Here is a 14,203-nt window from a genome sequence, read left to right on the forward strand (position 1 = left end):
TGAAAGAGTGATAACATGATAGAATCAAACGATTGGCTATTAAAACAAATCAACGTAGTTAGTGAATTTTTGCAAAAATTATTTACAGATATGGAAACAAGCAGAAAATTAAACGAAAATGAACAATATCAAAAAGATTCCTTCGAATTTGAACGATTATTGGAAAATCTGATTGAAGAAGATAGAATAAACGATGCAGAAAATATTTTATTTGAAAAATTAGAAACAAATAATCTCATGTATGCTACAATTGCTACTCGCTTTTACGACAAATTAAAAGGACTTTCTGACGAAAAACTTCAAAAATCAAACTACAGCCGCGATGAAATCCTACAAGGATTGAACGATATGTGCGATATGTTTGGCTTGGAGATATTCAAAGGTTAAAAAAAACTGGCATTATGACCTGAACCCCAAAATCCGGAATACGGATGGAGGGGTTTTGTCATTACGCCAGTTTTTTAGTTATATGATCTTTGCCAAATATCTCTGATTTTTTGCATGATATCGCGGTCAACTCTCTTAGGGTATTCATATCCCAAAAGTTCTGCGACATGTAGTCCTTGTTTCCTAAAAAGATCACAAGATTTGAATAGTGTATTCCACAAATTTTCTATTTCAGGTAGTGGATATGTTTGCAAATACCTTTCATAGTGTTCTTTTTGAAGGTATGTTTTGATGTATTCATAATTATATCCAATGTTAACATTAAAATCATAATTACTACCAATGTAGAAACCCGTCATTTTATCCACGTTTTCTCTAACATGATAAAACATTTGAATAGCGTATATTTCTTCTTTTCTATACAAACCCTTTGCCACGTTCAATGAGTTAATGAACATTTGATTTACCAAAGATTCGAATTCGTGTCTTGTCGGCTTTAATTGTCTGAAACACACATCTGATTTGGTACTATTTCCAACCAAAACTTGGTCTTTGTCTACTAAAATTTCCGATTGACTATCCTCGTTAATATACGATTGCATAGTATTTTCTTTTATGAAAAATATTCTTATTTTAGAAATATCGTTAAGCACAATAGTATAACTTATGTTGTGAGGATTTATTTTATTAGTGTATGTCAACTTATCGGATTTTTCCAACATTAAAACATCACCGAACAAATTATCAATGAAATGCGAATCCTTAAACTTTTCAAAGTCAGTAACTCCGAAAACAAAGTGATAATCAGTGTTTTCGTCTTTCTCAATAGAAGGATTGAGCCTTCTTCCTGTTTCTATAAGACTTCTAACTTCTTCATTTTCATTTGAAAAAGAAATAACTTTATTTTTTATATTATTTACCATTTCAATCACCTATTATTAATCACATAATCGTATATATCAGTTGGTTTTTGTGCAACAAATACGGAGTTTTCGTATTCTTCTTTATTCCCAAATCCATATTCAGCTGCTATTGCCCTGATATTATTCATCTTAGCACCTTCAATATCGTGATGTCTGTCACCAACCATTATAGATTCTTCAGGCTTTATTCCAGTCTTATCCAATAAATAAGCTATAACATCCTCTTTTTCAACTCTGGATTGATCCATAGTAGCACCAGCAACATAAGAAAAATACTTCAATAAATGATTATCCGAAAGAATTTTCTTAGCTGAAGATTCCACTTTACTTGTCGCCAAGTAGATTTTGTATCCTTTATCATGAAGATTTTTAATTGTATCTTCTATTCCATCATACAAGTGCATTTCTTTCATACCTTTTTTGAAATAATAATCTCTAAAATCTTCAATTCTAGCTTTGGATTCTGTTTCACTAAAACCCAACTCCATGTAACTGTCTTTCAAAGGTGGCCCAATAAATGATATGAGCTTTGTTTCATCGTATTTAAAATTTATTTTATCCAAACTGAACTTGACAGCATTGACTATTCCTTCATAAGAATTAGTTATAGTGCCATCAAGATCGAATAATATATTCTTAATCATAATTTTCCTCTCAGTTTATTATATCATAGCAAATTAATGTCGAGTAAATTTAAATAAAATTTACACTACAAATTATTCTATCACAAATTAAGGATTTTGTTTGAAGTCTATTTTTTATTAAATTTAGACAAAACAAAACCCCGCACATGGCGGGGAATATGATTTATTTTGTCATTCCTGTTGAATCGATGTTTCTAGCTTGTACTTCATCATCTAATCTCTTGCCAATTTCTTGTTCAGCTGTTGTTTCTTCAACATTTTCATCAACTGCTAATTGTGGTGAGCGTTTAAGCTTAGCATCTTGTTCCTTCATAGCTCTTATACCTTCTTCTAATCCTTTATCGAATAAGTGGCATGCTACAAAGTGTTTGTCAGCAATTTCTTGTAGAACTGGTCTATCAGTTTTACAGATTTCCATTGCGTAGTTACATCTTGTACAGAATTTACATCCTTCTGGTGCGTTAATTGGTGAAGGAATTTCACCTTGTAATTTAACACGTCCTTCGCTTGATACATCAGGATCTGGAATAGGAATTGCAGAAATCAATGCTTTAGTGTAAGGATGAAGTGGTTGATGATAAATCTTTGTGTTTGAAGATACTTCTACCATACTACCTAAATACATTACGCCTATTCTATCTGAAATGTGTTTTACCATTGATAAATCGTGAGAAATAAACAAATAAGTTAATTTCTTTTCTCTTTGTAATTCAATAAGTAAGTTAACTACTTGAGCTTGAATACTTACATCAAGGGCTGAGATAGGTTCGTCACATACGATAAATTCTGGTTCAACTGCTAAAGCTCTCGCAATACCAATTCTTTGTCTTTGACCACCAGATAATTCGTGTGGAAATCTAGCTCCGTGTTCAGCGTTAAGTCCTACAGTTTTTAACAATTCTGTAATTCTATTTTGAATGTCTTTTTCTTTCATTTCAGGGAAATGAACTCTGATACCTTCTCCAATGATATCACCAATAGTCATCTTAGAATCTAGTGATGAGTATGGGTCTTGAAAAATCATTTGAGCTTTTTTCTTGAAAGAGTGTTTTTCTTTACTGCTCAATTTTGAAGTATCTTTTCCTTCATATAATACTTTCCCATTTGTAGGTTCGTATAAGTTAATAACCGTTCTTCCACATGTAGTTTTACCACATCCAGATTCTCCTACAAGTCCGAAAGTTTCCCCTTTATATATTTTTAAGTTTACATTTTCAACAGCTTTTAAAGTCTTGTTTTTACCAACTTTGAAAAACTTATCCAAGTTATCTAATTCAACAAGCACTTCTCTGTTTGAATAATCTATGTTTTTTTCTTCTTTAACTTTAGTTTCTGACATAATTCACTCCTAATAAGGCCTTTCAACTTTTGGTGCTTGTTCATGTGTTAACCAACATCTGCAAACATGATGTTCTGAATATCTTGTTTCAGGTGGTTTCTTTTCTCTACAAATTTGCATAGCATAATCACATCTTGCTGCAAATGGACATCCTGGAATTTCCATCAATAAGTCTGGTGGAGTTCCACCTAATGAATACAATTCATTATCTTTTGATGAATCTAGTCTAGGAACACTCATCAATAATGCCCATGTGTATGGGTGATGTGCATCTTTAAATATTTCTTGTACTGTACCAGTTTCCATGATTTCACCGGCATACATTACTTGAATTCTATCAGCAAAGTCTGCTACTACACCTAAATCGTGAGTTACCAATACTATAGAAGTATTTTTAGTATCTCTCAATTCTCTCATCAAATCCAAGATTTGTGCTTGAATTGTAACGTCAAGTGCTGTAGTAGGTTCGTCAGCCAAGATAACATTTGGGTTACATGCCAATGCTATGGCAATCATAACTCTTTGTCTCATACCACCAGATAATTCGTGTGGATATTGTTTAACACGTTCTTCAGCGTTAGGAATGTTTACAGTCTTTAATAATTTAATAGCTTCTTTTTTAGCTTCGTCTTTTGATAAATCAGTGTGTAACAAAAGAGATTCTGTTATTTGTTTTCCTATTTTCATAGTAGGGTTAAGAGAAGTCATAGGGTCTTGGAATATCATGGATACATCTGAACCCTTGTATTGTCTCAATCTCTTCTTGTCCATTTTAAGAACTTGTTCATCCATATATTTAATTGAAGATGGTTCTTTTATTTCAGCTGATTGAGGTAAAATTTGAAGTATTGATTTACTTACAACTGTTTTACCACATCCAGATTCACCTACTAATGCTAAAGCTTCTCCATCATAGATATCAAATGTTACTCCTCTTACAGCCTTTACTTCACCGGCATAAGTATTGAAAGATACATTTAAGTTATCTACTTCTATTACTTTTGGTCTGTTAGTGTAATCTTTAGCTACTCTAGCAGTTCTAGTAATTTCTTCTGATAAATTTTGTTTTTCGCTCATATTATTTTCTTCGTTAACTCTATCTTCTACAACTTCAGAAGAAACAAACTTAGTTGTAGTTTCAACTTCGTTATTTTCATTAACTACAGTTTCTTGAACCAAAGTTTCTTCTGAAAGATTTTGTTCTTTCTTTAATTCGTCTACATCTTTGTATTTATTCTTGCTCATGTTTTTTCCTCCTACTGTCTAAGGTTAGGGTCAAGTGCGTCTCTCAAACCATCACCTAACAAAGTAAATGAAAGCATTGTTAACCCGATCATTAGAGCTGGGAAAAACAATTGATAAGGATAAAATTGGAATACTTGTTGAGCTTGTGAACACATTAAACCCCAAGAAGTTTCTGGAGGTTGTACACCAAGTCCTAAGTAACTTAAGAAAGCTTCACCGAATATATATCCTGGAATATCAAATGAAATTGATACAAGTATTACGTTCAAAGTATTTGGAATAAGGTGTTTGATAATGATGTCTTTGTTGCTTACTCCCAATACACGAGCTGCCATGATATAATCTTGTTCTTTTAATGAAAGAATTTGACCTCTTACAAGTCTGGCAAGACCACACCATCCAGTGATAGTCATGGCTAAGATAAGTGTACCTACACCATTTGAGTTTAATGCTAATCTTAAAATAATTACTAATAATAGATAAGGAATAGAAATCAAAATCTCTACAATTCTCATCATTATTGTGTCAACTCTTCCACCAAAGAATGCAGAAGCTGCACCATAAATAGAACCTATAACAGTACCAATAATAGCACCTGCAAGACCTATTATGATGGAAATTCTACCACCTCTCCAAATTCTTGTGAAGATATCTCTTCCAAGTTCGTCAGTACCGAACCAGAATTTTGAACTTGGTGATAAGTTAATATCTCCAACTAATTGTTCGTGAGAGTATCCTGTTAGCATTGGTCCGATGATAACCATTACAATTAAAAATACTAATATAATAAATGCAACTAAAGCTGCCTTGTTTTCTTTAAATCTTCTCCAAGCGTCAGACCAGTATGTTACTACAGGTCTTGCTATAAACTCAGATGTTCTATCGTCATCTGTTAGTCTTTGAAATTTGCTTTGATCTATTTTTTCCATACTAATCCCCTAATCTACTATTTTAATTCTTGGATCTGCTATTCCGTATAAGATATCTACAACTAATTGAGAGATTAAGAACAAGAATGCATAGAAAATTGTTGTACCTATAATCATAGGATAATCTCTGGCAGTTATAGAGTTTACAAAGTAGCTTCCTAATCCTGGTATAGAATACATACTTTCAATAATGAAAGATCCTGTAAAAATACCAACGATTTGTGGTGCTATGATTGTGATGATAGGAAGTATAGCATTTCTGAATACGTGTTTTCTAATTACATTGAAGCCTGATACACCTTTCGCTTTTGCAGTAAGTATGTAGTCTTCATTTAAAACTTCCAATACATTACTTCTCATGTATCTAGCATAAGTAGCTATTGAGCCAAAGCATAATGCTATTGAAGGCAAAATTGTATACTTAACTTCGTCTCCATATCCTGATGTTGGAAACCAGTTTAGTTTTACTGCGAATGCGTATTGTAAAAGAGCCCCCAAAATAAATACAGGTATCGTAATACCCAAAATAGCCAATACACTGATTATATAATCTGGCACTTTACCCCTGTTTAAGGCCGCAAGAATACCAAAAATGATACCAATAGTAATACCAATGACCATGGCTTGTCCACCAATTCTTCCAGATACTGGAGCAGTTTGGGCGATTGTAGCTTTTACTTCTCTACCTGGATATTTGTATGAAGCACCTAAATCTCCATGTAATGCATTTTTTAAAAATATTGCATATTGTGTTGATACCGGTTTATCTAAACCGTATCTAGCTTTGTAATTTTTGATTGTTTGCTCTGGAAGAGTTTTACCCATAGCAGACAATGGATCCCCTTGAATGTTATGCATCAAGAAGAATGTTGCTGTTGTAATTACAAACAATGTAAGCAACATATACAAGATTCTCTTTATAAGATATTTTAACATGAGTCCTCCTATATACAATTAGTAGGCTGTTACAAATAATTTGTAACAGCCTGCCATTTGCTACTAGTTATTTTATTTTTTTTCTAAATAAGTGTCTTTGTATCCTGCTGTTGAGAATTGGTTTAAGTTAATATGTTTTACATAGTCTTGGTAGTAAATATTAGTAGTACCAGAAATGATTGGGATAATAACTGTTTCATCAGCTATGATTTGTTCAGCTTTCTTATACAATTCTACTTGTTTCTTTTCGTCTTTTTCTTTGGCAGCATCTCTGATTAATTTATCGTATTCTTCGCTCTTCCATCCAGTTCTAACTGCGTTAGCACTTGAAGTGAATAGAGACATCATTGCTGATGGGTGGTTGTAGTCAGCAGTCCATGCTAAATATCCCATTTGATAATTACCTTTGTTGATTTTACCAGAAAGGATAGCCCATTCCATCATTTCCAATTTAACCTTAACACCAAGTTTGTTTTGGAAGTTTTGTTGGAAATATTCACCGGATTTCTTTAATTCTGGTGAGTTAGTCATAATTAAGCTTACTTCTAATTTAGATGGATCTGGATCCATTCCTAATTCTTTAAGACCTTCAGATAATAAAGCTTTTGGATCGCCTAATTTGTCAGCCATTTCTTTAACAGGGTTACCTGCCATTTCTCTGTATTTCAATTCGTTAATTGTAATAGCTTTTGGAACCCAGAAATAAGCTGGTTCTGATTTTCCTTTAAGAACTGTTTTGTTGAAGCCTTCTCTGTCTAAAGCGATGTTGAATGCTTGTCTAACTTTTTTGTTCTTAAATAACTTATCTTGGTGGTTAACTGCGAAGTAATCTACTGCTGGAAGGTCCACTTTTTGAGTCTTAGTTCCTTCTCTCTTATCAAACTTAGATGTCCATTCTGGTTTGTTAGTACCTACACTCATGATTTCCCCAGATTGGAAAGCATTCATTCTAGTGTTTTCATCAGTTAATACTCTAATGTTTACTTTTTCTAATTTAACTTTGTCTTTGTTCCAGTAGTCTTTGTTCTTTTCAAGAACTAACTTAGAGTTGTGACTCCATTCAGTTAATTTGAAAGGTCCGCAACCTACGATTGTATTAGCTTCAGAACCAAATTGTTCACCGTTTTTTTCAACTATGTCTTTTCTTTGTGGGAAACATACTCTGAAAGGTACGATGTTAATGAAATATTGTGCTGGAGCGCTTAATTTGATTTCCAATGTTTTATCATCAAGAGCTTTAACTCCTAATTTATCTAATGGAGCTTTTCCTCCGTTAACTTCTTGGAAATTAAGTATATCAGCTAACAAGAATGATGAACCAGAACCTGTCTTAGGATCTACAGTTCTTTTAATACCATATTCAAAGTCTTTTGCTGTTAGTGGTTGACCGTCTTCCCATTTTAAACCATCACGTAATGTGAATGTGTAAGTCATAGCATCTTCAGATACTTTCCATTCTTTAGCTGCTGCTGCTTCTGGTTTCAATGTTAAATCTTCGTTTTGAACTAATCTGATAAGTGGTTCATATACGTTATTAACGATAGTATTACCGTAACCGTCGCTACCTTTTTGAGCGTCGATAGAATCAGGATCAGCCGCTACGAAAGTATTATATACTGTGTTTTCTCCCTTTTCTCCACCTTTTGAGCCTCCATTTCCACATGCTGTACCAGCAACCATAAGGCCGGCTAACATCAAGGCAACAAACCTTTTCTTGTTTCTCATTTACAATTCCTCCTTAAATATTTTAATCATATGAGAAAATCCGAATTAATCGTGAATACATATTTGAAAATATATAAGTTCTAGTCTTCACGTTTTTCGTAATTTCATTATAACATGAATTCATGAAAATGATAACATAAACAACGTTTTTTCAAAATATTTTAATATTATATCGTTATTTTATTGTCTTGTTCTGTTTTTCTCAAAAATTATTTGTTTAAATATTCCTTAGCATTATTGTATATTTTTTGTAATAATCGCTGTTTTATTGAAATATTATTTCTATTATTTTATTATTTGATACTTATTATCATAGGTTTTGTGAGTGAAATATTTTTACATTTTTTTGTGTTGTTTTGTGTTTTTTATGGTATTTTTTTATAAGTGTATTCAAACAGATAAAAAATGAGATATTTTAGGAATTTATTTTCTAAAAGTATTTAGTAATTTCTTATAAATCATTGTAACTTTTTTGTAATATTTTTTTATTTTACTATTTTTACAAGAAAAAAGCGACCACTGACGGTCGCTAAATTTATAAATCTTTTATTAATTCATCTACCATATGATCTTCAGTTGACCACGATGTACAAATTCTTACATTGATATAATCATCTGTCTTGTAATTTTCACAGAAATTATATTTGTGTTTTAATCTGTGATATCTTTCATAATCCATATTTACAAATATCGTATTAGTTGTAGATTGAGTTGCTAAAACGTAATTTTGTTCTTTTAATCTATGTCTAATTCTATCTGCTTGTTCATCCGCTTTTTCTGCTAATTTAAAAATCAAATCATCAGTAAATAGTTCTCTGAATTGAATTCCCAAAAATCTAGATTTTGCAAACAACATTCCAGAACCTTTGATGTAGTTTTTAAAATGAAGTTTGAAATCATCGTTGTTTAATATCAACGCTTCTCCAAACATCGCACCACATTTTGTTCCCCCTACATAAGTAACATCGACAGTATCGCATATTTCTTTTAATGTTAAATCATTGTTTTTTGCAGCTAATGCATAGGCAAGCCTTGCTCCATCCATGAACAAATACAAACCATGTTTGTCGCAAACTTTTCTAATTTCCATAAGTCTTTGCTTTGTATATATTGTTCCCGATTCTGATGAATTGGTTATGTAAACCATTTTGGGAATTGGTTTATGAAAATAAGCTGGATCATTCATTCTTTCCGAGACAAATTTGTCGATTACTTCTGGAATCAAAAGTCCGTCTTCATCTTCTACAATTTCAATTTTGTGTCCAATGTCTTCAATAGCTCCAGTTTCTAATGTGTTAATATGGGCATTATCGCAAGCAATAATGCTTTCAAATGGTCTTAGCGATGTTTTGATTACCAGCTTGTTGCAAGCTGTAGATCCATGTAAAAAGTAAATGTCTTGATCCGAAATTTTTTTTCTAATGATTTCTTTTGCTTGATGTGTATATTCATCGTTGCAATATCCTTGTTGTTGCACCATATTGGTCTCTTCAAGAGCTTTTATTATATTTGGATGAACTCCTTCTAAATAGTCGCAGTTAAAATTATACATAATTTTCTCCTCAATTGAAAATAATTAATTTGTTAAAATACAGATTTATTATAACACTTGATAAATTTTTGTAAAGAATAATATTCATTTATTTTGTGTATAGACATTTGATGTAAAACGTAGTTTTTTGTCCACTATCATAAAATAAATCTGCTCTTTCGAGAATTGTTTTGTATTTAATATTGCTAATTGCACCTTCTTCTTTTATTATTGATTCTTTATTTTCAGTGTTAATCTCAGGTCCTTGTTCATTCCACAATTCTTCTAATTGAGTATTAAATGATTCAATATTTACTTTCCCTATAGGTTGATTTTTGTATGTTATAACAATATTATTTGATTTTATAGAAAATGTAACATCCGGATTTCCGATATTTTCTACGGTACGAGTTTTAGAATCGTATTCGAATACAATATTTCCCAAAAGCTTGTTGTAACCAGTAGTATCAATCTCCATCTTATTATTTTCATAAAATCTATTTTGACCATATAAAGATTCGAATTCATCACCTCTAAAGCCGAAAACCCTAGTCATATTGTCTTTTGAAGTCGTGAATTTATCGTCCACAAAAGCCAACTCTTTCATATTATGTTTGCGATCGAAATAGTCTAGTTTTTCTTTGATTTCTTTGATTTTTGCTGGATTTACATTTTTTTGTGGATGAATTTTCCCATTTTGTAGCAAGTTTTCTTCTACTAACATTTTTTCTAATTTTGATTTTTGATCGATTTTGCTAATATTATAAGCTGATACAGGTCCAACCGAAGAAATAACTGTTAATATCAACAATACAGTCGGGATCGTTATATATGTTTTTTTGTTAAAAAACAAATAGAAAATCATAGAAATAACAATAAAAACCCCGCCCATTACTACGAAATATCTTCCTTCTGTGATTCCATAGTAAGATATTCTAATACCTATGGAGTAGAACATTATTACCGATAATATCAACAATATTATGGGTTGAACTATTTTATAAACATTAACTAGTTTATCTTCTAATGTTTTTGATATAAATAAAACCACAATAGAAAGCAATCCATACCACAAAACTAGATTTGTGATTATATTGTTAGGTAATATCTTTAAGACTACTACTTTGATAATGTAAAAAAGTAAAATTGAACCATAAATCATAAATATAGGCACAATTATCCTTGTATGCAAGAATTTAAATGGTAAAGTCCATTTTATTTTTAGATTTTCTTCACAATATTTCAATGGAAATTTCGATAATATTATGCTCGCATTTAAAATAAGAAATATAATTACAGCAAATGTTGCCATCAGATTTCCCAAGTCAAATTGAAGCTTAAATAATTCTTTAACTGTGAATAGTATGGCCACAATTCCAATAAATATAGTTACACAATATATCATAGATTCTATAATTGATAGAACAATTTTAACTGCATAATCTGCATAGTCAACTCCTTTATTAAAATGTCCAGCTACAAACATTCCTATAAAAAAAGTCATAAATAATCCAATTTGTGTAATTTGATTTTTCAGATAAAACGATTTATCAGCTTTTATAATAAGGAAAAAACACAATAATCCCATTATTAAAGAAACTATTGTATATACCAAAACCTTCCTACTCTTGGTAACCTGTATGTTCTTGTCAGTGATAATTAGCTTTACAATCATATAACTCATCGCAAAGTATAGCGAACAAATCACCAAATCTGCAATTGATGTGTTATTAATGGGCCCAAATTCAATATTCCAAATACCCATAATCGCAAAAATTCCAGCAACAAGTATAGCTAACAATACCATTGGATATAATTTTGTAGTATTGTGTAAGTTTTTAAGTTTTGATTTAAAATTTTCTAACCTCATAATACCCTCCCACTTTTCTTTATTATATCACTATGAGCACTCAGAAAATCGCTTAAAAACATTTGTTGCAATTTCGTAAACATTGGTTAAATATTTCCAACTAATTTATGATTTTTTTCCAAATCCAACAAATACTTTTTCTTTTCTATTCCAAATTTATATCCTGTAAGCTTATTATTTTTCCCGACGACTCTGTGGCATGGAACTAAAATCATCAAATCATTAGAACCCACTGCTCTTCCCACTGCTCTTGCAGAAGTTTTCTTGCCGTACATTTTTTCGTATTCTTCTTTGATGTTCGAGTATGTTTTAGTTTTCCCATAAGAAATATCACATACCAATCTTAGTATTTTACTGGTATAATCTAATTTTTCAATTTTAATATGTTGGAACTTTCCTGCATTTATGCCATCAAAATAATCATTCAAATACTTTACGCACTTTTGAATAATTTCATCATCATCTTCATATTTTACAAAATCATCTACAAACTCACATCTTATGATATTTTCTCCGTCACTCTCTAAGAGAATGTTTCCTATTTTCGATTTATAAATTTTTCTCATACAAAAAAACTCGGATTGCTCCGAGCTGTCTCCTTTATTTTACATCTAAACCTTTTATGAAGTTGGTGAATAATATCGATAATATAAGTGATATTACCCCCGCTCCCAAATATATATACATATCAAATCCGCTAAATATTTTGAATGCTGATATCAAATATTTTGAGAAAAATACATTTACAGCGACTACAATAGCTGTAAATAAAATAAATATTTTCACAGCTCCAAATTTGTAAGCTAAAAATATTAAGGACGTGAATGCTAAGCTACACAATGATGAAATCACAAAAACTATAGGCATATATGATAATAAAGATCCTTTTGTGTAGATTCCAATCTTGTCGTAATATGTTTCTATCTGTCTAGCATGCAATAATCCCGACATTATCCTTGTCAAATAAATTATTCCAATTATCACACCAAAAACTAACGCCACATTGAAAATTCTTTCAAATATAGTAGCTTTCTTGATTTGTTTTCTGTGGTATGATGATTCGATATTCATTCCAAAATCTTGAAAATAATCCTTACTTGCTATTAATAAAAAGTAGAATGTGTTTAACAAAAACATTGCCACAACGTAAGTGAACAATGGTAACTTGCTAAAATCGAATTTCCAAATTTTAAAATAAGAAAGTCCTCCTATTATAGCCAATATTACAACAGACACGAGAAGAGTGTAAAATAAATAAGATATACTAGCCGATAGCTTCTGTCTTAACAGTCTTTTCATAATTTCCCTCCTCAATCATTGTAATTAGTTCGTCTAACGGTAATTGTTTTACTATACATCCGTTATTTTCAAGTAAAAGGCGTTCATCTTCGTTGATGCTATCAAACATTTTTATTTCATCTTCAAGTCCATCAGAAGTTCTAGTCAATATTCTCTTGTAATTCATCGCCGATATGATTTCTTTTGGTCCACGAATCACCTTAGCATTTGTCAGTATATTGTGCTTGGAGTCTTTGAATTTAATTCTACCATCTTGCATTAAAATCAAATAATCGAAGAACACTTCCTCTACTATTGGCGATGAAATCAAAACCGTATTTCTGATTAATTCTTGTCGTTTTTTCATAATGTCAATAAATTCCAATGAAAGCTTCCTATCGGCTATTTCAAAGTTTTTAAGAATTACTATCTTTTTGTTTGTAGCCAAAGCAGCCGTCATCAACACAATATTGCAGTAATCTTCCTTCAAATCTTCTAACCTTGCAAACTCGTCAATTGCAAAACCTTTAAGTACAGAATCTACAAATTGTTCATCAAAATAAGGATTCAACTTCTTTTTTAATTTAAGATACTTTTTCACTTTCATTGATGAGTTGTAATCTTGTAAAAATGTTGAAAATTCTACTTCATTTGTTAGTTTTGGAGTCTTAAGTACATTTTCTTTGTCTTCGAAACCATACAAAAACTCCCCATTGTATTTAGTTGTAAAAGATCCTAAAATATCAAACAATTCATCAATATTTTTGTCGTGACCTGTAAACAAATATATGTAACCTTCTTCTATTTCAAGGCTACAATCCAAGTCAATTTTTTTGAATCTTCTTTTTTTGTTTATGTTATCTATCGTATACATAAAATCTCCTATTTAAATCTCGAATGAGATAGTCTACTTGCTGCAGCTGCAGCGATTGCTGCTACAATATCGTCCAAAAAAGTGTTGACGCAATCTGTTTTTTCTACGTCTAACTCTTTTATAATTCCTATTTTTTCTTTATCCAAATACCCAAAATTAGTGAAACCTATTGACCCATAAACGTTTATAATCGACAAAGCCAACACTTCGTCAATGCCATAAAGGCTCTCATCAGATTCAATAATTTTTTGAATTGGATCATCAAACAGTTTCTTATCACAAGCTTTATCAATTGCAATTCCAGTTAAAACGCATTGTAGCACTTCTCTTTTTTCCAAAACTTTCTCCACATTTTCAATGCATAACTCCATTGTCAAATTAGGATAGTATTTTTCTTGTAAAGTGAAGACTATTTTTGCAATTGCTTCTATCTCAACGCCTCTTTCTTGTAATTGGCGAATTGTAATCTCTTTTAATTCTTGAATAGTATAAGGATATTCCGAAACTTTTTTTCTACCCATG

14 protein-coding genes are annotated in these 14,203 nt (G+C 31.2%); 1 reads left to right on the top strand and 13 read right to left on the bottom strand.

The genetic code is table 11. The features are described 5' to 3' along the window. The first annotated feature begins 15 nt into the window (after nt 1-15). On the top strand, nt 16-387 hold the full coding sequence (locus ACLUJM_RS08305; protein WP_002837151.1) for a DUF6483 family protein: 372 nt from the start codon (nt 16-18) through the stop codon (nt 385-387). Nucleotides 388-461: 74 nt separating this feature from the next. Here ACLUJM_RS08305 and ACLUJM_RS08310 read toward each other — a convergent pair whose 3' ends face one another. The 13 genes from ACLUJM_RS08310 to ACLUJM_RS08370 form a co-directional block, all read right to left on the bottom strand. Further along, nucleotides 462-1,310 carry an aminoglycoside 6-adenylyltransferase gene (locus ACLUJM_RS08310; protein ID WP_294685018.1) on the bottom strand — a complete coding sequence of 283 codons (849 nt, stop codon included), beginning with the start codon at nt 1,308-1,310 and terminating at the stop codon, nt 462-464. 5 nt (nt 1,311-1,315) lie between these two features. Then, on the bottom strand, nt 1,316-1,954 hold the full coding sequence (locus tag ACLUJM_RS08315; protein ID WP_294685019.1) for an HAD-IA family hydrolase: 639 nt from the start codon (nt 1,952-1,954) through the stop codon (nt 1,316-1,318). Between the two features lie 163 nt (nt 1,955-2,117). Beyond that, a complete protein-coding gene (locus tag ACLUJM_RS08320; RefSeq protein ID WP_412412617.1) occupies nt 2,118-3,293 on the bottom strand; it encodes an ABC transporter ATP-binding protein in 1,176 nt (391 codons plus the stop codon). A gap of 9 nt (nt 3,294-3,302) precedes the next feature. Next, a complete protein-coding gene (locus ACLUJM_RS08325) occupies nt 3,303-4,538 on the bottom strand; it encodes an ABC transporter ATP-binding protein (protein ID WP_094225866.1) in 1,236 nt (411 codons plus the stop codon). Between the two features lie 11 nt (nt 4,539-4,549). Then, nucleotides 4,550-5,467: an ABC transporter permease gene (locus ACLUJM_RS08330; protein WP_002835179.1), complete on the bottom strand. Its 918-nt coding sequence runs from the start codon at nt 5,465-5,467 to the stop codon at nt 4,550-4,552. A 9-nt stretch (nt 5,468-5,476) separates the two neighbouring features. Continuing rightward, a complete protein-coding gene (locus ACLUJM_RS08335) occupies nt 5,477-6,403 on the bottom strand; it encodes an ABC transporter permease (RefSeq protein ID WP_094225867.1) in 927 nt (308 codons plus the stop codon). Between the two features lie 72 nt (nt 6,404-6,475). Next, nucleotides 6,476-8,128, bottom strand: a complete 1,653-nt coding sequence (locus ACLUJM_RS08340; RefSeq protein WP_094225868.1) for a peptide ABC transporter substrate-binding protein — start codon at nt 8,126-8,128, stop codon at nt 6,476-6,478. Between the two features lie 535 nt (nt 8,129-8,663). Beyond that, nucleotides 8,664-9,680 (bottom strand): threonine aldolase family protein, encoded by a 1,017-nt coding sequence (locus ACLUJM_RS08345; RefSeq protein WP_294685023.1) that lies wholly within the window; start codon nt 9,678-9,680, stop codon nt 8,664-8,666. A gap of 88 nt (nt 9,681-9,768) precedes the next feature. Continuing rightward, a complete protein-coding gene (locus ACLUJM_RS08350; protein ID WP_412412618.1) occupies nt 9,769-11,529 on the bottom strand; it encodes a DUF4153 domain-containing protein in 1,761 nt (586 codons plus the stop codon). 86 nt (nt 11,530-11,615) lie between these two features. Then, on the bottom strand, nt 11,616-12,095 hold the full coding sequence (locus ACLUJM_RS08355) for a methylated-DNA--[protein]-cysteine S-methyltransferase (protein WP_294685025.1): 480 nt from the start codon (nt 12,093-12,095) through the stop codon (nt 11,616-11,618). 34 nt (nt 12,096-12,129) lie between these two features. Next, a complete protein-coding gene (locus ACLUJM_RS08360) occupies nt 12,130-12,828 on the bottom strand; it encodes a hypothetical protein (RefSeq protein WP_294685026.1) in 699 nt (232 codons plus the stop codon). Next, a complete protein-coding gene (locus ACLUJM_RS08365; protein ID WP_412412619.1) occupies nt 12,794-13,681 on the bottom strand; it encodes an ABC transporter in 888 nt (295 codons plus the stop codon). The genes ACLUJM_RS08360 and ACLUJM_RS08365 overlap by 35 nt, the downstream gene beginning before the upstream one ends. A gap of 8 nt (nt 13,682-13,689) precedes the next feature. Beyond that, on the bottom strand, nt 13,690-14,202 hold the full coding sequence (locus tag ACLUJM_RS08370) for a phosphatidylglycerophosphatase A (RefSeq protein WP_294684583.1): 513 nt from the start codon (nt 14,200-14,202) through the stop codon (nt 13,690-13,692). Nucleotide 14,203 lies beyond the last annotated feature (1 nt).

The organism is Finegoldia sp. (assembly GCF_046991905.1).
GTDB lineage: Bacteria > Bacillota > Clostridia > Tissierellales > Peptoniphilaceae > Finegoldia.

Coding starts and splice junctions, on each gene's coding strand:
- ACLUJM_RS08330 (WP_002835179.1), bottom strand. CDS start 5,467: ATGGAAAAAATAGATCAAAGCAAATTTCAAAGACTAACAGATGACGAT.
- ACLUJM_RS08335 (WP_094225867.1), bottom strand. CDS start 6,403: ATGTTAAAATATCTTATAAAGAGAATCTTGTATATGTTGCTTACATTG.
- ACLUJM_RS08355 (WP_294685025.1), bottom strand. CDS start 12,095: ATGAGAAAAATTTATAAATCGAAAATAGGAAACATTCTCTTAGAGAGT.
- ACLUJM_RS08360 (WP_294685026.1), bottom strand. CDS start 12,828: ATGAAAAGACTGTTAAGACAGAAGCTATCGGCTAGTATATCTTATTTA.
- ACLUJM_RS08345 (WP_294685023.1), bottom strand. CDS start 9,680: ATGTATAATTTTAACTGCGACTATTTAGAAGGAGTTCATCCAAATATA.
- ACLUJM_RS08310 (WP_294685018.1), bottom strand. CDS start 1,310: ATGGTAAATAATATAAAAAATAAAGTTATTTCTTTTTCAAATGAAAAT.
- ACLUJM_RS08350 (WP_412412618.1), bottom strand. CDS start 11,529: ATGAGGTTAGAAAATTTTAAATCAAAACTTAAAAACTTACACAATACT.
- ACLUJM_RS08325 (WP_094225866.1), bottom strand. CDS start 4,538: ATGAGCAAGAATAAATACAAAGATGTAGACGAATTAAAGAAAGAACAA.
- ACLUJM_RS08370 (WP_294684583.1), bottom strand. CDS start 14,202: ATGGGTAGAAAAAAAGTTTCGGAATATCCTTATACTATTCAAGAATTA.
- ACLUJM_RS08365 (WP_412412619.1), bottom strand. CDS start 13,681: ATGTATACGATAGATAACATAAACAAAAAAAGAAGATTCAAAAAAATT.
- ACLUJM_RS08305 (WP_002837151.1), top strand. CDS start 16: ATGATAGAATCAAACGATTGGCTATTAAAACAAATCAACGTAGTTAGT.
- ACLUJM_RS08315 (WP_294685019.1), bottom strand. CDS start 1,954: ATGATTAAGAATATATTATTCGATCTTGATGGCACTATAACTAATTCT.
- ACLUJM_RS08320 (WP_412412617.1), bottom strand. CDS start 3,293: ATGTCAGAAACTAAAGTTAAAGAAGAAAAAAACATAGATTATTCAAAC.
- ACLUJM_RS08340 (WP_094225868.1), bottom strand. CDS start 8,128: ATGAGAAACAAGAAAAGGTTTGTTGCCTTGATGTTAGCCGGCCTTATG.